22 protein-coding genes are annotated in these 23,711 nt (G+C 40.4%); 7 read left to right on the forward strand and 15 right to left on the reverse strand.

The annotated features are described in order from the left end of the window. Window positions 1-4 precede the first annotated feature (4 nt). The 6 genes from ALFOR1_RS09345 (at window position 5) to ALFOR1_RS09370 (ending at window position 8,047) form a co-directional block, all read left to right on the forward strand. Window positions 5-661 carry a carbonic anhydrase gene (locus ALFOR1_RS09345; RefSeq protein ID WP_058549767.1) on the forward strand — a complete coding sequence of 219 codons (657 nt, stop codon included), beginning with the start codon at window positions 5-7 and terminating at the stop codon, window positions 659-661. Then, window positions 661-2,265, forward strand: a complete 1,605-nt coding sequence (locus ALFOR1_RS09350) for a SulP family inorganic anion transporter (RefSeq protein ID WP_104642796.1) — start codon at window positions 661-663, stop codon at window positions 2,263-2,265. The genes ALFOR1_RS09345 and ALFOR1_RS09350 overlap by 1 nt, the downstream gene beginning before the upstream one ends. A 457-nt stretch (window positions 2,266-2,722) precedes the next feature. Next, window positions 2,723-5,299, forward strand: coding sequence for a nitrite reductase large subunit NirB (gene nirB, locus ALFOR1_RS09355; protein ID WP_104642797.1), 2,577 nt, complete (start codon window positions 2,723-2,725; stop codon window positions 5,297-5,299). Continuing rightward, window positions 5,286-5,639: a nitrite reductase small subunit NirD gene (nirD, locus tag ALFOR1_RS09360; protein WP_058549764.1), complete on the forward strand. Its 354-nt coding sequence runs from the start codon at window positions 5,286-5,288 to the stop codon at window positions 5,637-5,639. The genes nirB and nirD overlap by 14 nt, the downstream gene beginning before the upstream one ends. Before the next feature lie 10 nt (window positions 5,640-5,649). Further along, window positions 5,650-6,519, forward strand: coding sequence for a uroporphyrinogen-III C-methyltransferase (gene cobA, locus ALFOR1_RS09365; protein WP_104642798.1), 870 nt, complete (start codon window positions 5,650-5,652; stop codon window positions 6,517-6,519). 271 nt (window positions 6,520-6,790) lie between these two features. Then, a complete protein-coding gene (locus ALFOR1_RS09370; protein WP_104642799.1) occupies window positions 6,791-8,047 on the forward strand; it encodes a nitrate- and nitrite sensing domain-containing protein in 1,257 nt (418 codons plus the stop codon). A gap of 9 nt (window positions 8,048-8,056) precedes the next feature. Here ALFOR1_RS09370 and ALFOR1_RS09375 read toward each other — a convergent pair whose 3' ends face one another. Further along, window positions 8,057-8,506, reverse strand: coding sequence for a PACE efflux transporter (locus ALFOR1_RS09375; protein WP_197709260.1), 450 nt, complete (start codon window positions 8,504-8,506; stop codon window positions 8,057-8,059). 126 nt (window positions 8,507-8,632) lie between these two features. Here ALFOR1_RS09375 and ALFOR1_RS09380 point away from each other — a divergent pair, with 126 nt between their 5' ends. Further along, window positions 8,633-9,538: a LysR family transcriptional regulator gene (locus tag ALFOR1_RS09380; protein WP_104642800.1), complete on the forward strand. Its 906-nt coding sequence runs from the start codon at window positions 8,633-8,635 to the stop codon at window positions 9,536-9,538. Between the two features lie 16 nt (window positions 9,539-9,554). Here ALFOR1_RS09380 and ALFOR1_RS09385 read toward each other — a convergent pair whose 3' ends face one another. From ALFOR1_RS09385 to ALFOR1_RS09450, 14 genes are all read right to left on the reverse strand, one after another. Next, entirely contained in the window at window positions 9,555-10,199 is a 645-nt protein-coding gene (locus ALFOR1_RS09385) for an MOSC domain-containing protein (protein ID WP_104642801.1), read from the reverse strand. Between the two features lie 74 nt (window positions 10,200-10,273). Next, window positions 10,274-10,957 carry a hypothetical protein gene (locus ALFOR1_RS09390; RefSeq protein WP_104642802.1) on the reverse strand — a complete coding sequence of 228 codons (684 nt, stop codon included), beginning with the start codon at window positions 10,955-10,957 and terminating at the stop codon, window positions 10,274-10,276. A 30-nt stretch (window positions 10,958-10,987) separates the two neighbouring features. Then, window positions 10,988-11,353: a hypothetical protein gene (locus ALFOR1_RS09395; RefSeq protein WP_104642803.1), complete on the reverse strand. Its 366-nt coding sequence runs from the start codon at window positions 11,351-11,353 to the stop codon at window positions 10,988-10,990. Window positions 11,354-11,392: 39 nt separating this feature from the next. Then, window positions 11,393-11,851, reverse strand: a complete 459-nt coding sequence (gene moaE / locus ALFOR1_RS09400) for a molybdopterin synthase catalytic subunit MoaE (protein ID WP_104642804.1) — start codon at window positions 11,849-11,851, stop codon at window positions 11,393-11,395. Continuing rightward, complete coding sequence (locus ALFOR1_RS09405) at window positions 11,851-12,150, reverse strand: MoaD/ThiS family protein (protein WP_104642805.1); 300 nt, start codon at window positions 12,148-12,150, stop codon at window positions 11,851-11,853. Before ALFOR1_RS09405 ends, moaE begins: the two co-directional genes overlap by 1 nt. Then, on the reverse strand, window positions 12,128-12,598 hold the full coding sequence (gene moaC, locus ALFOR1_RS09410; protein ID WP_004587754.1) for a cyclic pyranopterin monophosphate synthase MoaC: 471 nt from the start codon (window positions 12,596-12,598) through the stop codon (window positions 12,128-12,130). The genes ALFOR1_RS09405 and moaC overlap by 23 nt, the downstream gene beginning before the upstream one ends. A gap of 1 nt (window position 12,599) precedes the next feature. Then, window positions 12,600-13,139 (reverse strand): molybdenum cofactor biosynthesis protein B, encoded by a 540-nt coding sequence (gene moaB / locus ALFOR1_RS09415; protein WP_058405471.1) that lies wholly within the window; start codon window positions 13,137-13,139, stop codon window positions 12,600-12,602. Next, entirely contained in the window at window positions 13,136-13,762 is a 627-nt protein-coding gene (locus ALFOR1_RS09420) for a molybdenum cofactor guanylyltransferase (protein ID WP_104642806.1), read from the reverse strand. Before ALFOR1_RS09420 ends, moaB begins: the two co-directional genes overlap by 4 nt. Window position 13,763: 1 nt before the next feature. Then, the gene (moaA, locus tag ALFOR1_RS09425) at window positions 13,764-14,735 is read right to left on the reverse strand and encodes a GTP 3',8-cyclase MoaA (RefSeq protein ID WP_104642807.1); all 972 of its coding nucleotides are present in this window, start codon (window positions 14,733-14,735) and stop codon (window positions 13,764-13,766) included. Between the two features lie 41 nt (window positions 14,736-14,776). Then, window positions 14,777-17,467, reverse strand: a complete 2,691-nt coding sequence (locus tag ALFOR1_RS09430) for a nitrate reductase (RefSeq protein WP_104642808.1) — start codon at window positions 17,465-17,467, stop codon at window positions 14,777-14,779. Window positions 17,468-17,488: 21 nt separating this feature from the next. Beyond that, complete coding sequence (locus tag ALFOR1_RS09435) at window positions 17,489-19,015, reverse strand: FAD-dependent oxidoreductase (RefSeq protein ID WP_104642809.1); 1,527 nt, start codon at window positions 19,013-19,015, stop codon at window positions 17,489-17,491. 208 nt (window positions 19,016-19,223) lie between these two features. Next, entirely contained in the window at window positions 19,224-20,417 is a 1,194-nt protein-coding gene (locus ALFOR1_RS09440) for an alginate export family protein (RefSeq protein WP_104642810.1), read from the reverse strand. Window positions 20,418-20,426: 9 nt separating this feature from the next. Beyond that, window positions 20,427-22,166 (reverse strand): bifunctional protein-serine/threonine kinase/phosphatase, encoded by a 1,740-nt coding sequence (locus tag ALFOR1_RS09445; protein WP_104642811.1) that lies wholly within the window; start codon window positions 22,164-22,166, stop codon window positions 20,427-20,429. 9 nt (window positions 22,167-22,175) lie between these two features. After that, window positions 22,176-23,645 (reverse strand): NarK family nitrate/nitrite MFS transporter, encoded by a 1,470-nt coding sequence (locus ALFOR1_RS09450; protein ID WP_104642812.1) that lies wholly within the window; start codon window positions 23,643-23,645, stop codon window positions 22,176-22,178. Between the last annotated feature and the right edge of the window lie 66 nt (window positions 23,646-23,711).

Raw genomic sequence — 23,711 nt, forward strand, 5'->3', positions numbered from 1 at the left:
GTTCATGGAACATATTATTTCGGGCGTAGCTAAATTTCAGAAAGACGTTTTTCCAGCTAAAAAAGAAGCTTTTCAAAAGCTAGCAAATGGCCAAAACCCAGAAGTGTTGTTTATTACCTGTGCCGACTCTCGCATCGATCCTAACTTAGTAACCCAAACTGAGCCTGGTGAATTATTTATTTGTCGTAATGCGGGTAATATCGTCCCTCCTCATAGTAATCAAACTGGCGGTATGACCGCATCAATCGAATTTGCAGTGGCAGCATTAGGTGTTACCCACATTATTATTTGTGGTCACTCTGATTGTGGCGCTATGAAAGGTGCAATTAACACTGAAGGCCTAGCAAGTTTGCCCCATGTTAAAGAATGGTTAGGCCACAGCCGTGTAGCAACAGAAGTTGTTAAAGAAAAATGCGGATGTAGTTCACTTACTCACGAAGAGCATTTAGGCCTTGTAACCGAAGAAAACGTAATTCAGCAATTGCAGCATATTAAAACTCACCCTGCGGTTGCGGCAAAAATAGCAACTGACCAAATTAAATTACACGGTTGGGTGTACGACTTTGAATCGGCTGAAATTAAAACCTACGACGAAGCAACAAGGGAATTTAAACCCGTAAAAGACACCTACGAAGAAACTATCGCTAAAGAAGAGCAATAATGAAGAGTTTATTCTCAAATGTTCGAGGCGACATAACCGGCGGTATTACCGCAGGGGTTGTTGCTCTACCTCTTGCCCTCGCTTTAGGTGTTGCCTCGGGGCTTGGCCCCATGGCTGGTTTATACGGTGCTATGGCCGTTGGTTTTTTTGCTGCCCTTTTTGGTGGTACACCTTCTCAAATATCGGGCCCTACGGGGCCAATGGTTGTGGTACTTGCGGGTTTATTTGCGAGCTTATCGGGTAATGCTGAACTTATATTTACAGCGGTTATTTTAGCGGGCTTAATACAAATTGCCTTTGGCTTTTTAGGTATTGGGCAATATATTCGCTTAGTTCCCTACCCTGTTATTTCTGGATTTATGACCGGCATTGGCGCAATTATTATTATTTTACAATTGGGTCGAGTGTTTGGCCATGAGCCGCCAAGTGGCACTATTGGTGCCCTATCTTACTTACCAACAGCACTGGCTGATATTAACTTTGCTACTTTAGCACTGAGTATTGGTACATTATTTATTGCCTATAAATGGCCTGCAAAATTAGGTAAATACATACCTGGTGCGCTAGCGGCTTTAGTTATTGGGACTTTAGCAAGCTTATTTATTAGCGTACCAATTTTAGGCGAAATCCCTACTGGCTTACCGAGCTTACACTTACCCGCTTACGACACACAAAGCATATTTTTAGTTCTCGAAGCCGCAGTGATCTTAGCTATTTTAGGCTCTATAGATAGCTTATTAACCTCACTTGTTGCCGATAACATGACCCGAACTCGCCATAATTCAAATAAAGAATTAGTAGGCCAAGGTATTGGTAATACGGTAGCAGGTTTGATTGGTGGTATTGCCGGCGCAGGTGCAACCATGCGTACCGTAGTTAATATAAGAAGTGGTGGTAAAGAGCGTCTTTCAGGCATGATCCATTCACTTGTATTATTAGCTGTAATTTTAGGTTTAAGCCCACTTGCAAGCCAAATACCTCATGCAGTACTGGCGGGTATTTTAGTAAAAGTAGGTCTAGATATTGTTGATTGGAGTTACTTAAAACGTGCTCATAAAGGTCCGCGTTGGGACTTTGCTCTAATGCTTTTAGTGTTAGGTTTAACCGTATTTGTAGATTTAATAACAGCTGTAGGCGTTGGTGTTGTTTTAGCAGCGCTCGCATTTGTACGTCAAATTGCACAAATTCAGCTAGAGCAGCTTAATAACCTACCTGAAAATTTAGAAGACGAAGCCGAAAACGAGCTACTTAAGCAAACTAAAGGCAAAGTTTTACTATTTAGCTTTGGTGGACCACTTAGTTTTGGCGCCGCTGCCGATGTAGGACACCATGTTCGCGAAAGCGTAAAACCAGGCTCTAAAGTGCTAATACTCGACTTTACGCGCGTCCCAACTATGGATGTATCGGCTGCTATGGCGGTAGAAACAGTGACCACCGATGCGCTTTCATCAGGTCGTAGTTTATATATTTGTGGTGCAAACCAAGCCGTACAACATGTATTAAATAGTATTAATGCTAAGCACAGCGAAACCATTATATTTAAAACCCGACTTGAAGCACTGGAGCAAGCGCTCAAGAGCACTATTAAAAATGCAAATGAGTAAGCTATTAGTTTAAACGTTTTTAAACTAATAGCACTTAAGGGCCACTGACCCTTAAGTGCTATTAGTTACTTTGACGTTTAGATTATGCCAATAATATTTTTTGCACGCCCACCGTAATTTAACCCAATACACTATGAATGATAATGCGCCTTTTATTGACTGATAATGCACATAATAAAGACAATACTTGCACTGCCGTAGTGCTAGTTACGCACCAAAGTAAAACAAAATAGTAAAATTAAAACACATAAAAACAAAGCTACCTTTTTAAAAACAGCCACTTAAAAACATGGCCGTGTTTTTGCAAACAATTAGTTAACAAGCCCGTTATTTTAACGGCATACATTTAGGTTGTTATGACCACAGGCAAAGAAGCCCGCTCGCAGTTACATGAATTTGTATCTGTGGCGGGCTTTTTTGTTTTTAAAATTTAAACCGTCACATTAAGGAATGCCTAATGCAAACCTCGCAAAAAATACTCATTATCGGCAATGGTATGGTCGGACATCATTTTGTTGAGAAAATGCGCCAAAGCGATGACAAAGCAAATATTACAGTACTTTGTGGAGAAGCAAATCTTGCATACGACCGCGTTTATTTATCAAGCGTGTTTGATGGCAAAACAGCCGCCGATTTAGCACTTACAACTTTAGACAACTATCAACAACTTAATATCAATGTGCATACTAAACAGTGGGTTGAAGGCATTGATAGAGTAAATAAAGTAGTAACTACTCAAACTGGCGATCAATACCCGTACGATAAGCTTGTACTTGCTACGGGCTCGTTCCCGTTTGTGCCGCCAATTAAGGGGAACGATCAACCCCATTGTTTAGTTTATCGCACCCTAGAGGATTTAGAGCAAATAAAAGCCAGTGCCGCAGCCAGTAAAAGTGGTGTAGTAATTGGTGGTGGTTTATTAGGACTTGAAGCAGCAAACGCCATTAAACAATTAGGGCTTGATACGCATGTTGTTGAGTTTGCACCGCAGCTTATGGCTGTACAACTAGACGGGCAAGGCGGCACGCTATTAAAAAATAAAATAGAAAAACTAGGTGTTACTGTTCATACCTCAAAAGCAACCAGCGAAATAGTAAAAGGTGAAACTAGCCGCTTTAGATTAAACTTTTCAGACGGTACGTTTTTAGAAACCGACTTAATTTTGTTCTCTGCCGGTATTCGCCCTTATGATCAACTGGGCAAAGTGGCTGAGCTAGAACTTGGCGAGCGTGGCGGCATTATTATTAATAACCAGTGCCAAACCTCAGACCCTGATATTTTAGCTATTGGCGAATGTGCCTTGTGGGACAAAAAACTATTTGGTTTAGTGGCACCTGGCTACAACATGGCCCGCGTTGCAGCAAGCCAGCTAAGTGGCGGCGAACTTGAATTTTCAGGTGCCGATATGAGCACTAAATTAAAACTACTCGGTGTTGAAGTAGGCTCTATTGGCGACGCTCATGCAAAAACACCCAACTGCAAAGAGCTTATTTACCAAGATCCAATTAGAGACTGCTATAAAAAAATCATTCTAAATGAAACCGGCGATAAGCTGCTTGGTGCAGTACTTGTTGGCGATACCAGTGATTACGATACGCTACTGCAGTACATGTTAAACGACATGGACTTACCAGAGCATCCTGAGTGTTTAATTTTACCAGACAGCGCTGGAGCACCTTCATTAGCGGGCAGCGCCCTACCCGATACCGCCACCATTTGTTCGTGTCATAACGTGAGTAAAGGCGACATTGTGGGTGCTATTGATGGTGGCTCATGCGATTTAGCTGCTGTTAAATCGTGTACAAAAGCAGCCAGTGGTTGTGGTGGCTGTGCCGCTTTACTTAAATCGGTAGTAGATGATGAGCTAGCGAGTCGTGGTGTTGAAGTAAACAACCATGTGTGCGAGCACTTCGCGTATTCGCGCCAAGAGCTAATGCATATGGTTAAAGTAGAAAGTATTAAAACCTTTGATTATTTATTAGCTAAACACGGTAGTGGGCATCATGGTTGTGAAATATGTAAGCCTGCAATCGCTTCTATTTTAGCCTCAACGTGGAATGACTTTATTTTAGAACCTGCTCATGTTGGCCTGCAAGATACTAACGACACCTACCTTGCTAATATGCAAAAAGACGGTTCGTACTCTGTAGTACCTCGTATTGCTGGCGGCGAAATAACACCCGACAAACTCATTGTAATTGGCCAGGTAGCAAAAGACTTTAACCTTTATTGTAAAGTTACCGGCGGACAACGTATCGATCTATTTGGCGCACGTTTAGAAGAGCTGCCCGTTATTTGGGGAAGACTCATTGAAGCTGGCTTTGAGACAGGTCACGCTTATGGTAAGCCTCTTAGAACGGTTAAATCCTGTGTGGGAAGTACTTGGTGTCGTTATGGTGTACAAGACAGTGTTGGCCACGCAATAGAAATTGAAAATCGCTATAAAGGGTTACGCTCACCGCATAAATTTAAAATGGCCGTGTCGGGTTGTACCCGCGAATGCGCCGAAGCACAAAGTAAAGATATAGGTATTATTGCCACCGAAAATGGTTGGAACTTATATGTGTGTGGTAATGGCGGAATGCGCCCTCGTCACGCCGATTTATTTGCTACCGATTTAGATACAGCCACTCTTATTAAATACATAGACCGCGTTTTAATGTTTTACATAAAAACCGCCGACAAATTACAGCGTACGTCTGTATGGATGGAAAACCTTGAAGGCGGTCTAGACTACCTTAAAAGTGTGGTAATAGACGACAGCTTAGGTATTTGCCAAGAGCTTGAAGAACAAATGGAACTTATTACTCAAACATACGCGTGTGAGTGGAAAAAAGCAGTAGAAAGCCCTGAAGCTTCTAAGCGTTTTCGTCAGTTTGTTAATAGCCCTAATCCCGATGACAATATTTTATTTGTACAAGAACGTAATCAAATTCGCCCAGCTACAGACGCTGAAAAACGCGAACAACTAATTACTCAAAACCGTATTCCAGTAATGGAACTTGAAGAGGAGAAAGCTGATGTCTTGGCATAATATTGGAACAATCGACGACCTAGTTGCTAACAGTGGTGTATGCGCATTAGTTAATAATCAGCAAGTGGCCATTTTTTATGTACCACAAAACAAAGAAGGCGTGTTTGCCATTAGTAACTACGACCCAATTGGAAAAGCGAACGTATTATCTCGCGGTATTATTGGCTCTATAGAGGGAAAACTAGTTGTGGCTTCGCCGTTATATAAACAGCATTTTTGTTTAGCAACAGGCGAGTGCCTAGAGGCCGAAGCAATACATTTACCGGTTTTTGATGCAAAAATTGAAGATGGGAACGTACTTATAAGCGCCGAGCCGAAAGTAATTAAAGCGGTTGCTTAAGGAGATTATTATGAGCGTGCTTTCTTATTTTTCGGGTATTGAAAATGTATGGCTAAACAAATTTGTAAACAAACTTACCAATGGCGTAAAGCTTAATCGCAAAGGGGGCAAAAACGGCCATGTTTATATTATTGGAGCAGGCCCGGGCGATGCTGAGCTAATTACCGTAAAAGCGCAGCGTTTAATACAAACAGCCGACGTCGTTTTATATGACTGGCTTGTAAGCGAAGATTTACTAAAAACATTACCTAAAACAGCGCAGCGTGTATTTGTAGGCAAACGAGCCGGTATGCATTCAATGACACAGGCCAATATTTGCGCCCTACTCGTTAAATATGCTCAACAAGGGTTAAACGTAGTACGTTTAAAAGGGGGCGATCCGAGTATCTTTGCTCGCATAAACGAAGAAGCTGATGCGCTTACAAAGCATAATATTAGCTTTGCGATTGTACCTGGTGTTACCACTGCATGTGCGACCTCTGCCTATACAGGCATTCCGCTTACAGCACGTGATGTAGCGCGAAGCGTCACGTTTTTAACTGCTCAATTTGCAGATCCTAAAAAACTGCCTAATTGGAGCAATTACGCCTTTGTGCAAGGTAACAATAATCCAACTTTAGTGGTTTATATGGGCTTAGGACGATTAAAAGAGCTAAGTAGCGGCCTTCAATCGGTAAATTGGCCAAGTACTACACCAATCTCACTTATCGAAAACGCCACAACGAGTAAGCAAAAAGTAATTACCAGTACATTAGAAAATATAGTAAATGATCACCTTAGTCATAACCTGCAAGGCCCTACTCTTATAATTGTTGGAGAAGTAATAAACCATAAAATGGCTATTACCCCTGAGCTTTTAGTTCAAACGGTCAATACTTAATGCAGATTTAATACATAATGCACTTTTCGCGCTTATTTCCTCCCCAGGGGTAAGCGTGCTTTTTTATATACAATGTTAGCAGTGCAACATTCTCTTTTTATGCACCAAAAAGGGTAAATTTGCGTGCTTAAAATAAAGTGATTAATACTTTCAAAATAAAAATATAACCACAAGCGGCTGTTTTAGATTGATTTTAAATTCAATAGTTAATTTTTTTCATGATTGGAACAAGGGTTGCACTTTAAAAACAAAAAAGTGCGGAACAAAACCTATGCAGACAAGCAATCCTCTCACAAAACAGTTTTTACTAGCGGCGAAGTACCAAGAAATTCACGCTTTAAAGCAACTGCAAAATAGCTGTGCCTCGCTCACCAAGCTAGGTGATTTTGTGCACCAGTTACAAAAAGAACGTGCTATGAGCAACATCTTTTTGGCCTCAAAAAGCTTACGTTTTAGCAATGAGCTCACACAGCAAATACCCATTACACAAAGCGCTCAAGATACCTTTTATGATTCTCTTAAAACAACCTTTATATCGGATAATGCCGACCCGGGTCATTCAAGGTTATATAATTTAATTACTTACAGCTTACAGGCACTAGACGTGCTACCCGCTTTGCGCCACCAAATAGGCAGACAAAACGTAACGCCTATACATGCAACTCAATCATTTACGCAACTTATAGCTAGCTTATTAAATATTATTTTAGAAGCTGCTGATGGTGCAAGCGATCCACATGTTACTCGCCTATTAGTTGCTTATTTTAATTTTATGCAAGGTAAAGAATACGCTGGCCAAGAGCGCGCTTGCGGAGCACAAGCTTTTGCTGCGAGTAAATTTACAGAAGATCAAAAAACGCAACTCGCTCATTTTGTTCAAGAGCAAAGCCATAGTTTTTCGTTTTTTAATGAGTACGCAGACGATCATTTACTTAAATGCTATACCTCATTGATAGAGCACCCTGTAAATAAACAAGTAGATCAGCTAAGAAGTTTGCTACAAAAACTTGATGACGAAAATGCACAGCCTTTATCGCAGCTTAGCGAAGTGTGGTACGAAGTAACCACAACGCGTATTGATATTATGCATAAAATAGAGCAAAACATTAGCGATCATTTAATCGACTCTGCTGCAATGCAAATTGCATGTGCACAACGAAAATTAAATTCCAACAAACAAATACTCAATACCTTAGAGCAACAATATATGCCTGCAACCGACGGGCAGCTAGCGCTTAAAAACAATGAACCTACTAATACAGCGGCAAGCAAGCTCAATAGTAATAAAACCATGTACGACTTAATTTTAGAGCAAAGCCAACATATTAAACAAATTAACCAAGCACTGGTTGATGCAAAACGAGTGATCACCGAGCAAAAAGTGATTCACCAAGCAAAATATATATTAATAGAGCAATTAAAATTAACCGAAGAGCAAGCCCATAAACAATTGCAAAAACAAGCTATGGACTCCCACAGCTCGCTGTACAATGTCGCTCAAAAAATTGTTGAATTGAGTGATGATTAACACTAAATGTTATACGTTAACTGCATGCGCTGATTTTTTTGATCGTAAAATGTAAGCGCGTGTATGGTCGTACACTAAATTAAAAGTAAAAGCGTAAAGGGTTATAAAAAAAGTAACCCCAATATCCATTATAAATGCTTGCCAAAAATTAACGTTCAATATGTACGCTATTACCGGAATGGTAAATATAAGCAAGCCACCTTGAAATAAAATTACGTGAAAAACTCTAAACAATAACGAGCGCTTTTCTTTAGCGCCTGTGGCCACTCGGTCAAAAAACCAGTTAAAAATAAAGTTCCAACACATAGCAATTGTCGCAACAATAATCATAGTGCCCGATAAAGCCCCAATTGCATGATCTGTAAATAGCGCTAAACCTAAAATTGATAACGACACGGCTAAAACCTCAAACAAAACTGCCTGGAATACTCGCTCTGTTGCCTCCATTTTCTCTGTCATAGTGTCCTCTTTTATATCTTAATATTCAAGTGTAGTAATAATGACAGATTTATAGTGATACAAAAGTTAGCAACCATCACCTATAGTGATAGGATGAATATATCGTGCTAAATAAAGTAGAATCAAATGTACAGCTTAGAGCAACTAAAAATATTTGTAACCGTAGTAGAAACTGGCTCTTTTTCAGCAACAGGGCGAAAGTTAAATCGAGCGCAGTCGGGTATTAGCCAAGCTATTTCTAATCTTGAAATTGCAATAGATCAACCATTGTTTGACCGTAACAAAAACACTCCCACGTTAACAAAAAGTGGAAAAACCTTGCTCCCTGTGGCTTATTCAATACTGCACCAACAAACTTATTTCGATCAAAAAGTTGAGTCTCTTGCTAAAAACTACGAGCAAGACGTAGTAATAGCTATTGACGAAAGTATAAGTAATCACGGAATATTAAAAATAATAGCCCCCCTTGCACAGCAGTACCCTATTACAAACTTTGAGCTAATATCGGTCACTACGTTTGATGTAGAAGAGTTTGTAAAAACAGGTAAAGCGCAAATAGGTATCATATATAGTGATGGTGAATTAAAGGTAGATATGGACTTTTTTTTGCTAGGCCAGGCTCGTTTTTTAACGATTGCGTCACCGCAACATGCGCTTGCTAAACTTAATAAAGTAAATAGCAGTGACTTAAAAGCATATAGGCAATGTGCTCACCGTAGCCTTAATCAATCAGAGTTATGGTTTAGCTATGCTATAAGCGCTAAGGTTTGGTACACCAATACTCATCAAACACTCATAGATTTGGTAATACAAAATGTGGGCTGGGCACTGGTGCCTGAGTTGGCTATAAAACAACAACTTAAACAAGGTGACGTTGTTGCTCTACCTGTAGTCCATGAGCAAGGCGGTTGGCTAACGCCTGTAGGCTGTGTGGTATCAAGAAGTAAACCTACAGGCCCAGTAACCGAAAGTTTACTCACCCTTTTACAGCAACATTTTTTAAAAGAAGATGGTTGGCAAGCAAAAGCTTAATAGCACTTATATAGCGTTATATACCGAGTTTCTTTTTAATCTTAGCTTGCCACTCAAGCGCAAGTTCTGGGAGCTCAAGTGCTGCGAGTAATACGCTTTCATAATCTGGGTATTGTTTATCAAAAAACGCCTGAAACAACGTTTTAACCGAAATTTTGTGTTTGGCTTTATGTTCAATAGTCACGGCATCGCCCCTTTTAGCAACACCTTGCTCAAGCACTCTAAAATAAACACCCGTGTGGTAATACTGGGTAAACAGTTTTAGGCTTTGTTTATTATTAAGTGCAATGGCAAGCTTAAAGCACGGCACTCGCGGCTGGCTTACTTCAAGTAGTGCTGTACCTACACGAATACGATCGCCTATATGAATATTTTGCTCATCAAGGTCTGAAATTGTGAAGTTTTCGCCAAAGGCACCAACAGCTAAATCATCATTTTTAAGGGTGCGCTTCCAATAATCGTAATGATTGTGCGAAAACGCATAAACCGCTTTATCCACCCCGCCATGATTAACTAAATCGGCTTGCTCATCACCTATTATATTTAGCTTTTCAATAACAACCGGCTCTTTGGTTGGCGTTTTAAATATACCGGTTTTGACCTCTTTGCCGTTATGCACAACCGTTTTTATTTTAGAGATGTTGGTAGAGATTATTTTCATATAAAACCTTTAATTAATACTTTAACAGCCCAGAGCTAATTTATATTATTATCAATAACCTATATTAACAGGCATTAACTAGAGCTAAGCGCTAAATAAAGCAGGCCAGAAAGAGGCAAACTCATAATAAAAACATAGCCATAAAAAAAAGCAATACCACCCGCAGACGTTTTATCTACATCTGAGCTTATAATAGCGCCACCTATTGGAATGAGTAAAAATATATTAATACAGGTACATAATAAAAATGCATCCCCGAATGCAGAAATAACTGATGCTGCAACGCATAAAGCAAGCACAAGCATATTGCTCAGTCCGTCTTCAATTTGTCGCTTCTTTTCAATAATTTTTATTACAAACACACAACAAAGTAGCCCTAGAAAATAAAGTGTGGGCCAATATGTTTCATACCAGTTTTCAACTATAAGGTGGCCAATTAACCAATAAAAGAACCCACCTACCAAAAGAAATGAAATAATTGAAGTAAGGATAGTGCTCGTATTTACTTTTCTTGTCATCACGTATCTCAAATTTAGCAATAACGATAAAAGAAGAGACCCAGCAGTAACTATAAAAAGTAAAACGAATGAACCCCAAAAATCGTCGGCCGATAGATATGCAAGACTCGGCGTTACACCTAATACAAGTTGGTTAATTGGCTTATTTTCTGATGAATATTTGGCTTTTGCGTACAACGCAAAGTAAATACAGAACGGTTGTAAAAAAATAGCCAATAGTAAGAGAGTGTAAATTTTCATCATTCATCCTTGATGATCAACAAAGTAAGATTATAAGTCAAAAATATATAACAAAGTTAAAATAAGAAACACTACAAATACAGGGGTAAGTACATAGAAAAGGATATTTGCTATGGTTTTGTGTTTTTCTCTAAAGCGAAGTATGCCATTGTAAGTCGCTCTAAAAAGTGGGAATGTAATAAAAGCTCTAAAAATTGCCCATGAAACAAAACCGCATTGAAGTTTTATTTCCAGCCAAAACTGCTCCGGATTAATATTTAAAGATTGACTCGGAGAGCTTTTGGACCCAATTGACCAGCCAGTTAATAGCTCTAACATAATTATAAAAATAAGTAGAGCCGCTATCCAAAGGTAAGCTGACTCTATTGATTCTCTTTTTGAGATAAATTTTTTCATTAATATTATATAAACGCATTTATATAGGCTTACACAGACCTACTTTTCCCATTTGTTTAACGCTTGCTTGTCGCTTTGTTTAAACTCAACCCAGTTTGATGAATCTTTAAAATGTTCTTTTTTCCAAAACGTGGCGTGGTTTTTTAAGTAATCCATTATAAATTGTGCGCCTTCAAACGCGGCTTGGCGGTGGCGGGAGGTGACCCCTACAAATACAATTTGCTCACCAAGGGCTAAATAACCTACTCGATGAATAATGCTTATGCGAGCAAGTTGCCAGCGTGTTTGCGCTTGCTCGGCTATCGATTGCAGTAGTTGCTCAGTCATACCTGGGTAGTGCTCAAGCTCAAGCGCGATTACGTTATCGCCGCTACTAAATTCTCGCACAAGCCCTGTAAAAGTAACTACGGCACCATCACTTTTGTTATTACTGCAAAGTGCATTGTATTGCTCACCTACTGAAAAATCGTGCGTTTGTACGTTAATGCTTATACTCATTAGCCACCTGTCACTGGTGGGAAAAAAGCAAGTTCATCCCCTGCTTTTACAAGCTCATCGCTTGATGACATAGTCTGATTAAGCGCACACAATACATCACGCTCTTCAAGCCATGCCTGCCAATGTGGGTTTTGCTCAACCAGCAAGTGTTTAAACGCTGTAATGCTAAGGGTATGCGCTATATCAACGGTTAACTTATCGCACTTTAGGCGCTCTTTAAGTTGGCCAAAAAATAGTACGTTTACATGCCCTGCAGCTGCATCAGTATCATTTAAATTAGTCTCGCTGCCAGCTGCCATGCTTGCCTCCTGCTTTTTGCGTTACACGCATACCGTGTATTTCCATAAGCGGGTCGGCGGCTTTACACATATCAAATAATGTTAGGGTCGCCACGGATACAGCGGTGAGCGCTTCCATTTCAACGCCTGTTTTACCTGCTAATTTACAGTAGCTGGTGACTTTAATTTGGCTATTTGCTTCATCAAGTTCAAAATCAACGGCTACTTTACTCAGTGCCAGCGGGTGACAAAGCGGAATTAAATCAGCGCACTTTTTAGCGCCCTGAATACCCGCAATTCGGGCTACGCCTAGCACGTCACCTTTTTTATTTTGATTAAGCAACACTTGCTCAAAAGCCTGTTTGCTCATTTTAATGTAGGCCTCGGCAGATGCATCGCGCAGAGTGACCTCTTTTAGCGATACATCAACCATGTTTGCTTGGCCATTTTCGTCTACGTGGCTCAGCATATTATTGCTCTCGCGATTCGCATTTTTTACCAATAGTAATATGCGGTGCAAAGTTACATGGCTTGTGCATTGAGTCTAACTGATCTTTTATAATACCTGTCCAGGCTGTTTTACATGCGCCCGTAGAGCCAGGCATACAAAAAATAACGGTGTTATTGGCAAGGCCCGCCAACGCACGCGATTGAATAGTTGAGTTACCAATTTCGCCGTACGAAATATGTCTAAATAGCTCTCCAAATCCATCTACACTTTTATCAAACAGCGGTGAAAATGCCTCCGGTGTAGAGTCGCGCTCGGTAAAACCCGTACCACCGGTTACTAAAATGGCGTGAATAGTGTCATCGGCAATCCACTGCGATGCAACTGCTCGCATTTGGTAAACATCATCTTTAACTATGTCTTTATCCGCTAAGTGATGGCCTGCTTCAGTAAGGGCTTTAATTAAATAATGGCCTGAAGTATCCGTAATTTCATCGCGTGTATCGCTTACTGTCATTACGGCAATGTTTAATGCAATTTGTGACTCAGTTGTGTGGCTCATAGGGTTCTTCTCAATAAATTAGGTTTGTGTTGGTCAAATTGCTCGTTAACAGCTTTAAATTGCGCCGGTGTATTGGTATTAACAAGTGCGTGCGCTTTATTACATTTTAGCGTTTGCACACCAATACTACGGGTAAACTGTTTAATTGATTTATGACTATTTGCGTTTATGAGTAATTGTTTTAAATGACGTTTAACGCTTTGGGTGTTACGAATATACAGGGGTAACGGTTCATTTTCAAAGTGCCACGCATGTATTTGTGGCTGATTTGTTTGAAAGTGGGAATTATCGCTTCCTGCAGATGCAATTTGCGATAATAACGTGCAAGTAAGCAATGGCATATCAACAGCGGTTATAAGTATATCTTGCTCTGTTGCCATTAAGCTTGAATAAATCCCGCCAAGCGGGCCAGAGCCTGGGTATATGTCAGGTATATATTGCGCAGTAGCACTTTTTACATTACGACTTATAAGTACATTACTTGCTCCTGCTGCTGTTAATAACTCACATGCATTTTGCAGTAAGGTTTTATTTTTTAAAATGAGGTTGGCTTTATCGCTGCCCATTCTTGATGATTGACCACCAGCGAGTACAACTCCCGTAAACACGGCTTTATTGCTCATTTTAGCCGCCCAACATAGCTAAATGGGTTGTGGCGCCCGTTAAGCGCTTATCAAGCTCATGACTAATAGTTTTATTGCCCATTGCTGCTTGAATAGCGTTTACAGTGGCTGGCGTATCTTGCGAATTTAAATGCGGGCGTAAGTCTATTCCATGCTCAGCAAATAAACATAAATGTAGCTTGCCTAATGACGATACTCTTAATCGGTTACAGCTTTTACAAAAATCTTTACTGTAGGGCATAATTAAGCCAATGCGGCCCTCAAAATCGGGGTGACAAAACTCCTCTGCAGGGCCATTTAATTTACCTCTCACTACCTGTAACCAACCTTGTGCTAAAAGCTGCGTTTTAACACTTAGCCCGCTTAAATGATTTTGCTCAAAAAAGGCGGCACCGTTGCCTGTTTCCATTAATTCGATAAAGCGTACCGTTACTTTTTTTAGCTTCACCCAGTCTAAAAAATCCTTCAATTGGTTTTTATTAAACTGCTTAGCCAGCACTGCATTTATTTTTATATCTTTTATGCCCAGCTCAATTGCCCGGTCTATACCTTTTAGAATATGGGTTAGCTTGTCGTGTCCTGTAATTAATTTAAACATACTTGGGTTTAAGCTATCAATACTAATGTTTAGCGCATCTAAGCCAGCATTGTAAAACTCATCAATTTTATTAAATAAGTTAAAACCATTCGTGGTTATGGCTACTTTTTCTATGCCTGGCGTGTTTTTACATTGCTTTATAATATCGGTTACGTCGTTTCGTAAGCATGGTTCGCCACCTGTAATACGCACTTTTTTTGTGCCAAGTTGCGCAAACGCATTTACTAAGGTGTTTATTTCGCTTTTATTTAAAAAGTTACGCGGGGTATCGCACTGATACCCGTTTGGTAAACAATAGGTGCAACTAAAATTACACACATCGGTAATTGAGAGGCGCAAATAGTTAAACTGCCGACCAAATTGATCATTAAGCATATGCTTCCTTGGTATTTATATTATTTTTTCTAAATAGCACTTTAAATGACAACCGCAACATCAATACTGTTAGCGTTTTTTGTACCATGTTGCTTTATTAATTGGCTTAACTGCGTTTTACACGAACCACAGTTAGTGCCGCATTTTAATTTAGCCCCCAACTGATCCACTGTATTTGCATCACTTTTAATGGCATTTATAATGGGCTGCTCACGTACTTTAAAGCAGCTACATACTTGTGCGCCTTGGGTGAACTCTTCATCGGGCGTGGCATACAGCAATGACTGTAATTGGATAAAGGTTATTAAAGGCTCTGCAAATAAATGATTTATCCACTCAAGTGATATGTCTTTTTGAGCTAACGAAATAACCGCAACAAACACTAACTGCTCGTTTTGAATACATTGAACATGCATTGCTTTTGCACTGCCCATTGCCGACCACTGCCCTTGTAACCCTGTCAGTGTTTGGCAATAATAAAGCAAATCAATTTGCGGCTCATTGAGCGCTAACTGGTAGTTGACACAATTACTTGCGTTAACTTTAAGCCAAAAATCACTGGTTATTTTAAGCTCTGTTTTGCTAAAAATTTGCATGTACTGAGCAAACTGCGCTTTAACTAAATCAACGGCACCATGTTTGCATTCAGCTTGGCCCGAAATAGGGTCAACAACCGATTGATAAAGCCCACTTACCGTAGCGGATGAGGCAAATTGCTTGTTCCAGTGAATAGGCATAAAACACTCACCTTTACGCACGGCATCCGTTACTTTTGCATGAGCTGTAACCTGCCCAGTTTTAGCATTGGCAGTTATTAAATCGTTTGCTTTTATATTTAGTCTGCTGGCATCAATGGGGTTTATTTCAATGTATGGGCGGGTTATATGAGTAGAAAGCGCTGTACTTTTTCCGGTGCGGCTCATTGTATGCCATTGGTCGCGTATTCGCCCTGAGTTCATTACAAAAGGGTAATCGCTTGATGTTTGCTGCACAGGAAGTTTGGGCGTTATAGGTATAAAGCGGGCTTTTTTATCTGCGGTGCTAAATTGTTTATTAACAAAAACCTGCCCGTTTTTATATGGCTCATTTTTTAGTACCGGCCACATAACGGGTTTTAAGTTATCGTACTGCTGCTGCGAAAGCCCTACTAAGGCTGATAAATTTAATAACCTATCACCATTATTTTCGAAATCAGTAAGTTGTGCCCATTCTTCAAAAATGCCACTTGGGTCTGTAAAATCAAATCCTTCAAAGCCCATTTTTTGGGCAACTAAACACATTATTTGCCAATCGTTTTTAGCTCCTGAGAAAGGCTCAACTAGCGGGCGTTGCCTTGATATTCTGCGCTCTGAGTTAGTTACTGTGCCGTTTTTTTCGCCCCATCCGGTTGATGGAAACGCCACATTAGCAAATTTTAGCGTATCACTTTTGGCTATACAGTCAGACACAACCACCAGCTCACATTGCTCAAGTGCATGTTGTATTGCTGCGTTATTAGGTAAGCTTACCATTGGATTGGTTGCCATTACCCAAATAGCTTTTATTTTTCCTTTGGCGATTTCATCAAACATATCAATAGCATTACACCCTGCTTTTTGAGCTATTGTTGGTGATTGCCAAAAACGCTGCACTAACTGTTGATGCGCTTCGTTTTCAATGTCTAAATGTGCTGCTAATTGATTTGCCAAGCCACCTACTTCACGCCCACCCATTGCATTAGGTTGCCCCGTTATTGAAAACGGGCCACAGCCAGGTTTTAACAATTTGCCCGACGCTAAATGCGCATTTATAATAGCATTACACTTATCAACCCCTGAGCTTGATTGGTTAATACCCATTGAATAAAAACTAATGGCGGTTGGACTTTTTGCAAATAAGGCGTAAAAGTCACTCACTAGCTGCGCGTCAATATCACAAAAGTCACTTACCGCTTTTACACTCCACTTTTTCGCCTCTACAAGAGCTGTTTCAAAGCCATTAGTATGCTCGTTAATAAATTGCGTATCTAAATAGTTATGTTCACTTAAATAATTAAGTAAGCCGTTATAAAGTGCTCCGTCGCTGCCTGGTTTTATATTTAAAAAGGTATCGGCAAGCTCGGCTGTATCGGTTTTTCGCGGGTCGATAACCACTACTTTCATGTTTGGATTAAGCTTTTTTGCGCGCTCCATACGCTGGTATAGTACCGGGTGAGTCCAAGCTGCATTTGAGCCAATTAAAATAAGTAGCTCAGTTTGCTCTAAATCTTCGTAGGTACATGGTACTACGTCCTCACCAAACGCACGTTTATAACCGGCAACCGCCGATGACATACACAGCCTTGAGTTTGTATCTATATTGCCTGAGCCTATGTAGCCTTTCATTAATTTATTGGCAACGTAGTAATCCTCAGTGAGTAACTGCCCCGATACATAAAACGCAACCGATTCCGGCCCATGCTCTTTAATAATGGCGTTAAATCTATTAGCAACGTATTTTGTTGCAGCATCCCAGCTGGCAGGCTCGTTATCAATAAGGGGTGATGTTAAGCGATTATCACTGCCGGTGGTGTCAAGCAAATGCGTGCCTTTAACACACAAGCGGCCAAAATTAGCGGGGTGCTCGCGCGTGCCTTCAAGTTTTGTTGGGGTATTATTTAATAATGAAATATCAACCCCGCACCCTACACCACAATAAGCGCAGGTAGTTTGTTTAAGCAAAGGCGTGTTTGAACAAGTGTTTAAAGTTTCCATACTGATCTCTTATTGTGAGTGTTAAGCGCTCTGTGATACAGGTTCATCTGCAGGGATAAGGGTGGCTATTTTATTATTGAGTGCACGACTAATAACGCTTTGCACTAATTTTTCACACCCTCCACAGCCAGTACTTGCTTTAGTGGCTTGCTGCACATCACTTAAATCGCTGCAGCCTTGCATAACAGCGTGTTCAATGGTGTGTTTTGTAACCTTGTGGCACGCACAAATAATGGCATCACTTGGTAAATCATCAGCACTTAGCTCACCAGTATCTCCTGCAAGCGGCATTATTAAAGACTCTGCGGGCACACTAAGCTCTATACTATTTAAGTGATATTGCAATAAGTTATCGTATTCGCTGGTATCGCCAACCAGTACAGCACCTATGAGTTTATTGCCTTGCTCATTAGTGACTACTTTTTTGTAAATACCGTTTGGCTGATCTTCAAAGTAATAGCTAATTGCGCCTTCACTGCGTGCATGGGCATCACCAATTGAGCCCACTTCAACACCCATTAATTTAAGCTTGGTGCTCATATCGGCGCCGCTAAATTCATCAGTATTGTTTGAATAGTTGCTTAAAGGTGTGTTTGAAGCTGTACTTGAAGCAAGCTGCTTTAAAACATGCCCCGCCGCTACTTTTGCCATAGCGTAGCCCGGTGCTACAAGGCCAAAAATAAAGTTATTCCAAAGGGCGCATTCGCCTATTGCGTATATGTTTTTATCACTCGTTTGGCAATGGTTGTTTATTACAATGCCGCCGCGCTCACCTAATTCTAAATTAAACTCGCGAGCTAAATTGTCGTATGGGCGAATACCGGCTGAAAATACAATCATGTCAGTTTCTAGGGTTTGACCACCCTTAAAGCACATTTTATAACGGCTGTTTTCACCTTCAGTAATTTGCTCTGTAGCCACTGAGGTATGCACTGTAACGCCGAGCTCGGTAATTTTATTTTTTAGTAACCGCCCACCAGCACCATCTATTTGTACGCCCATAAGTTGTGGCGCAAATTCTATTACATGGGTTTGCAAGCCAAGCTGCTTTAACGCATTTGCAGCTTCTAGTCCTAATAAACCGCCACCAATAACCACGCCGACTTTACTGCCTTGTGCTGATTTTTTTATAGCGTGTAAATCGTTAATGGTTCTGTAAACTAGGCAATGCTCACGATCTTTACCTGGAATGGGTGGCACAAATGCAAATGAGCCTGTTGCCAGTATTAACTTGTCGTACGCAAATGATTCGCCTTTTGAGGTAGTAACCGTTTTTGCATCACGGTTTATATCAACCACTTTAGAATGAGTATGAAAACCAACTTGCCAATCTTGATAGGTTTTACTGCAGGTAAGTGCTAAATCGTCTTCGGTTTTACCTTTAAAAAATGACGAAAGTTGTACGCGGTCATAAGCGAGGCGGTCTTCACCACTGAGTACTGTAATATCAACATTTTTGCTATCACCTTGTTGCGATACTAGCTGCTGTACAAAATGATGCCCGACCATTCCGTTTCCTACGACTACAACACGCTGCTTGCTTGGCATTAAAATCACCTGTTTGATTTAAAGTACTAAATGCATAAATTAATACTTCAAACGTATAATTTGTTATGTAGTTGTTATAGCAATATGCAAGCCAGATATATAAATAATATATTTCAGTTACTTAACCAAATTGGTGCAGTAAAAAAGAAGTGAAAGCACCACAAGCTGGCGCTATTGCACCAACTTGTAACGCTTTAGATTACAAGGGCTAAAATTTAGCGCTTACCCACACCCATAGCTTTTGGGTATCGACTTTGCCCGCCGCGCTATCGCCTGCTGAATAATCGGCATATTTAGCGCCTACGGCATAGGTTTTATTAATAGGCTTAACGTATTGCACATTAAGCTCCGAGCCTAAATCATCAACCCCATTGACGCTGTCGTTTGCATCAAAGTTGTGATACGCCACTAACCATTTACCGTCAAAGGCTTTACCATTTAAACTTACATAAGTGTCATCAAGCCCTTGTGTTGGTGTTGCTAAAAACGTATCAGCCCAACCATTAAATTTATGCATTGTGGCAAGCGGCGTAGCAAAACCATAATCGCCATTATCAGAACCCAGTGACTCAATACCGGCTTTTAATGTAACGGTTTCAATGCCTAAACCGCCTAAATCAATACCGCCTTCAAACGCATAATAATCTGCGTCAAAATCACTTATGCTAGTTGATGCAGATTGCGTGGCGTACTCTGCTTTGTAGTAAAATTTAATATCGCTGAGCGTTTTATTACCATTAAAAGAAACACCATAGGTATCTAAGCTGTCATCATCTACTGCGTCGTTACTTAATAAATAACTGTATAAAACCACCTTACCTACGCTTGTTTTAAAACTTGCATTGATTAGGTGATCTGATGAATCAATATCTTTGCTATCAGCAAATATACGGTTGCGCTTGCTTATGTAGCTATAGTGCAAGTTAATATCATTAAACGTGTAATTTACTGTTGCAGCATCAAAAGTCTGTCTGTCTTGCCTAAAGCCAACGTGGCCCACAAACCGCTGCCCATCAAGCGCTATTACTTGCCTACCCACTTTAATTGATAAAGCATCTTTTGCGTATTTTATAAAACCTTGATCTACTTCTGTGGTTTCTGGGTCGGCTATTACTGAGTAATTAGTATTTTTACCCAGTGTATTGTTGTAATCGTCTACACCTAACAAGCTTCGGCTGTCTTCAACTTCAATAAGTGCAGAAAAACCATTCACTTCATCTGTTTTATGAGTAAGGCGTGTACGCAGCGTTAAGCTACTTGCATCTTTTAACGCGTTATCTTGCTCTGCGCTTTCAAAACGCAGTCTAAAGTTAAGATCGGTTTGCGCCGCTTGACTTATTGAAGGCGCAGTTAAGCTACCCAGTATAAAAATAATAGGTAAGTTTTTTTTATGATTGAACATGTTTATCTCTTAATTTTTAATTATGAGTACACACACCAAGGCTATAAACAAACACAACGAAATACTTTTCCAGACTAAAACCGGATCGCGTTTCATTATTGAGTCTTTCGGGGCGGTACTTTTTAAATGTGGATTAGGTTTATTGATATCACTTATAAATTCAGAAAATGCGTGGTATCTGAATTCAGGTTTGGGAGCCAATGCTTTCATTAAAGCCTGATCTAACCAAAACGGGATATCTGCTCTGTGTTTACGAATACTTGTGTATTGCCAGTGAGTGTAATCTTTTAGTACGTGATTATGAGCGAGTGGTTGATACGGCAATTTTGAACATAATAATTCATACGCAACAACGCCTAGCGAAAATAAATCACTCTTAAAATCGGCGTGCATAGTAATAAGCGTCTCTGGTGCGGTATAATCTACCGTACCTTGCGGGCAATCATCAGCAATTTGCTTTACCGACTCATCCATAGCCGCAACACTTACAGTGCCGTAATCGATTAATGTTACTTTGCCGTGAGCGTCTATCATCACGTTATCGAGTTTTAAATCGCGATGCACCATATCCAAACGCTGAAACGCTCTAAGTGCTTGTACTATTTGTTCAATAATACTACGCACTTGGGTAATTTCTGGATGCGGCACATCATGCTTCCAATCACTCAATGTTTGCCCGTCCATGTATTCGCAAATATGATATAAAAATCGGCTTTGCGATTGCGTATTTAAAACCTTCATTACATTGGGATGATTAATACGCTGCCCTACCCAGCCTTCTCTTATAAAGCCTTGGAGGTAATGCACATCGTCTTCAAAATTTACCGAAGGCGCTTTTAATACAACAGGAGGCGTATCGGGTGTTTGTTGCACTAAATAAATATGCGAGCGGCTACTAGCGTGTAATTCACGGATAACAGTAAAGTCATCAATTTTTTGGCCAACCTTTAACGGTGGCGGAATTTTTCGCCTAGTTAAAGAGTGATATAACTCGTCTAAATTTTGTTTTGCAATACTATTCACTTTTACAAGTAAGCAGCTTACGTTGTCGTCACTGCCTCTTGCTATGGCAAGCTCTGTCACTGCTTTAGCTGCGTGTTCTAAATTAGTATGCTCATCAATTAGCTTTTGTATATCACTGTTTGGCAACACATCGTGTACACCATCGCAGGTAAGTATATAAATATCATCAGCTTTTAAATCAACTTCGTATACATCAATTTCTTGATGAAGCTGCGCGCCTAAAGCTCGCGTTAGGGTATCGTTTACTTTATGGTCGCGTGTTATCGCCTCCATACTTTTTGCACGTAAACGCGTAATTCGGGTATCACCTAAATGAAAAATATAACCCGTGGCCGATTTTAAAATAAGCGCTGTAAACGTGGTCATCCAATCTGCTTGGCGTTGGCCGAGGTGATTATAGTTAACCGATTGCGAATACAGCCACTGATTTAAACTGGCCAATACCTTAGATACCGACTTTTTAACGGCCCAACTTGGCGGTGTATTTAAATACTCATTTATAAAGTGCGTTACCGATAACTGTGAAGCTTGTTTAGCATTTTTTGCTGATGAACACCCATCGGCCAAGCAGGCAATAACCCCTTTTGACTCTTTTTCTTGCGCTTGAGTATTAAGAGCAGCAAACGCATCTTGGTTTTCGGTTTTTATACCTTTGCTACTGTGCCCACCAAACTCAACGTTAAGTTCGTTTGTAAGTGCGCTGGCTTTTTGGGTTTCATCAAACATAAGTATGCCTTAAGTCACAGAAATAAGTTCAACGGTGCCATCTTCGTTTACTTCAGTGATGTGGCCATCAGGTTCTTTCATGAAAAATAATGCACCTAAACCTAACAATGCACTGGCAGCGATAATCATAAAGAATGTTTGGTAATCAACTAATGAGAGCGCCGTTAAATATACAACAGCCCCTACATTACCGTAAGCTCCCGTCATACCTGCAATTTGCCCAGTTAAACGGCGTTTAATAAGTGGCACAGCGGCAAATACAGCCCCTTCCCCTGCTTGCACAAAAAACGAACACGCCATGGCAGCTGCAACTGCAAGCCAAAGCGGCCAGCTAGCGTCAACTAAGCCCATAACAAAATAACCTACAGCTAAGCCTGTGGTAAGTACAATAAGCGTTTTACGACGACCCATTCTATCTGAGATCCAACCACCACCAGGGCGAGAGGCTAAGTTCATAAATGCATAGGCTGAGGCAAGTAAGCCTGCGTACACCATATCAAGGCCAAATACTTCCATAAAAAATAATGGCAGCATAGATACAACGGCAAGCTCTGAGCCAAATGTTGTAAAATAAAGAATATTTAAAACAGCAACTTGCTTAAAGTCGTAACGGTGTGATTCTGGAACAGGTTGCTTAAAAATATGACCGTTAATATCAAACGTTTTATACACTTCGTAAATATAAAGCAGCACTAAAAACGCGTATGTACCAACTACAAAATTTTCAGAAAGTAAATTTGCGCCAGTAGGAGAAAGCTTCCAGGTAAGTAGCGCTAATGCACCGTACATAGGTAGTTTCATTATAAGCAGTAGTACAAAGTCGCCTTTACTGGTTACTTCCATTGCCCCTACTTTTTTAGGCTTAAAGTATGTACCGCCTTTAGGCGTATCAGTTACGTTTATGTACCAAATAATACCAAATATTACACTTAGTACGCCTGTTACACCGACCGCATAACGCCAGCCATCTTCGCCACCAAACATAAGCGCTAATATTGGTAGTAGCATAGCGGCGGCTGCAGAGCCAAAGTTACCCCAGCCTCCGTAAATACCTTCGGCTGTACCTAACTCGTTTGCCGGGAACCACTCGCTCACCATACGAATACCAACAACAAAACCCGCACCAATAAAGCCAAGTGCAAAGCGGGCGATAGCTGCTTGCTCAAACGTTGTTGCAAGGGCAAACATAAAACACGGAATACTACACACAATAAGTAGTGCTGCGTACACAATACGTGGACCAAATTTATCGGTAAGCATACCAACCACGACACGAGCAGGAATAGTTAAGGCAACATTTAATATAAGCAGTGTTTTAACTTGAGCCATAGTAATGCCAAGCGAACCTGCAATAGCACCCAATAATGGCGCATGGTTAAACCATACAAAAAATGAGATAAAAAACACCATCCAGCTTAAGTGAAGTATTTTCATTTTTCCGCTAAACGATATGAGATTAAACCCAGTACTCGGTTGCATGTTATTTTTTCCTTGTAACGATTATTGTTTTAAATAGTACATACTACTTTGGTAGCATTTATACTG

The sequence above is a fragment of the Pseudoalteromonas carrageenovora IAM 12662 genome (genome assembly GCF_900239935.1).
Lineage (GTDB): Bacteria > Pseudomonadota > Gammaproteobacteria > Enterobacterales > Alteromonadaceae > Pseudoalteromonas > Pseudoalteromonas carrageenovora.

Bases quoted from the DNA above. Each gene is read 5' to 3' on its own strand.
- ALFOR1_RS09420 (WP_104642806.1), bottom strand. From the start codon at position 13,762: ATGAGCAATAAAGCCGTGTTTACGGGAGTTGTACTCGCTGGTGGTCAA.
- ALFOR1_RS09445 (WP_104642811.1), bottom strand. From the start codon at position 22,166: ATGTTTGATGAAACCCAAAAAGCCAGCGCACTTACAAACGAACTTAAC.
- nirB (WP_104642797.1), top strand. From the start codon at position 2,723: ATGCAAACCTCGCAAAAAATACTCATTATCGGCAATGGTATGGTCGGA.
- moaE (WP_104642804.1), bottom strand. From the start codon at position 11,851: ATGAGTATAAGCATTAACGTACAAACGCACGATTTTTCAGTAGGTGAG.
- ALFOR1_RS09385 (WP_104642801.1), bottom strand. From the start codon at position 10,199: ATGAAAATAATCTCTACCAACATCTCTAAAATAAAAACGGTTGTGCAT.
- ALFOR1_RS09430 (WP_104642808.1), bottom strand. From the start codon at position 17,467: ATGGAAACTTTAAACACTTGTTCAAACACGCCTTTGCTTAAACAAACT.
- ALFOR1_RS09440 (WP_104642810.1), bottom strand. From the start codon at position 20,417: ATGTTCAATCATAAAAAAAACTTACCTATTATTTTTATACTGGGTAGC.
- moaA (WP_104642807.1), bottom strand. From the start codon at position 14,735: ATGCTTAATGATCAATTTGGTCGGCAGTTTAACTATTTGCGCCTCTCA.
- ALFOR1_RS09405 (WP_104642805.1), bottom strand. From the start codon at position 12,150: ATGGCAGCTGGCAGCGAGACTAATTTAAATGATACTGATGCAGCTGCA.
- ALFOR1_RS09370 (WP_104642799.1), top strand. From the start codon at position 6,791: ATGCAGACAAGCAATCCTCTCACAAAACAGTTTTTACTAGCGGCGAAG.
- ALFOR1_RS09435 (WP_104642809.1), bottom strand. From the start codon at position 19,015: ATGCCAAGCAAGCAGCGTGTTGTAGTCGTAGGAAACGGAATGGTCGGG.
- ALFOR1_RS09450 (WP_104642812.1), bottom strand. From the start codon at position 23,645: ATGCAACCGAGTACTGGGTTTAATCTCATATCGTTTAGCGGAAAAATG.
- ALFOR1_RS09350 (WP_104642796.1), top strand. From the start codon at position 661: ATGAAGAGTTTATTCTCAAATGTTCGAGGCGACATAACCGGCGGTATT.
- moaB (WP_058405471.1), bottom strand. From the start codon at position 13,139: ATGAGCCACACAACTGAGTCACAAATTGCATTAAACATTGCCGTAATG.
- ALFOR1_RS09390 (WP_104642802.1), bottom strand. From the start codon at position 10,957: ATGAAAATTTACACTCTCTTACTATTGGCTATTTTTTTACAACCGTTC.
- ALFOR1_RS09395 (WP_104642803.1), bottom strand. From the start codon at position 11,353: ATGAAAAAATTTATCTCAAAAAGAGAATCAATAGAGTCAGCTTACCTT.
- moaC (WP_004587754.1), bottom strand. From the start codon at position 12,598: ATGCTGAGCCACGTAGACGAAAATGGCCAAGCAAACATGGTTGATGTA.
- cobA (WP_104642798.1), top strand. From the start codon at position 5,650: ATGAGCGTGCTTTCTTATTTTTCGGGTATTGAAAATGTATGGCTAAAC.
- ALFOR1_RS09345 (WP_058549767.1), top strand. From the start codon at position 5: ATGGAACATATTATTTCGGGCGTAGCTAAATTTCAGAAAGACGTTTTT.
- nirD (WP_058549764.1), top strand. From the start codon at position 5,286: ATGTCTTGGCATAATATTGGAACAATCGACGACCTAGTTGCTAACAGT.
- ALFOR1_RS09380 (WP_104642800.1), top strand. From the start codon at position 8,633: ATGTACAGCTTAGAGCAACTAAAAATATTTGTAACCGTAGTAGAAACT.
- ALFOR1_RS09375 (WP_197709260.1), bottom strand. From the start codon at position 8,506: ATGACAGAGAAAATGGAGGCAACAGAGCGAGTATTCCAGGCAGTTTTG.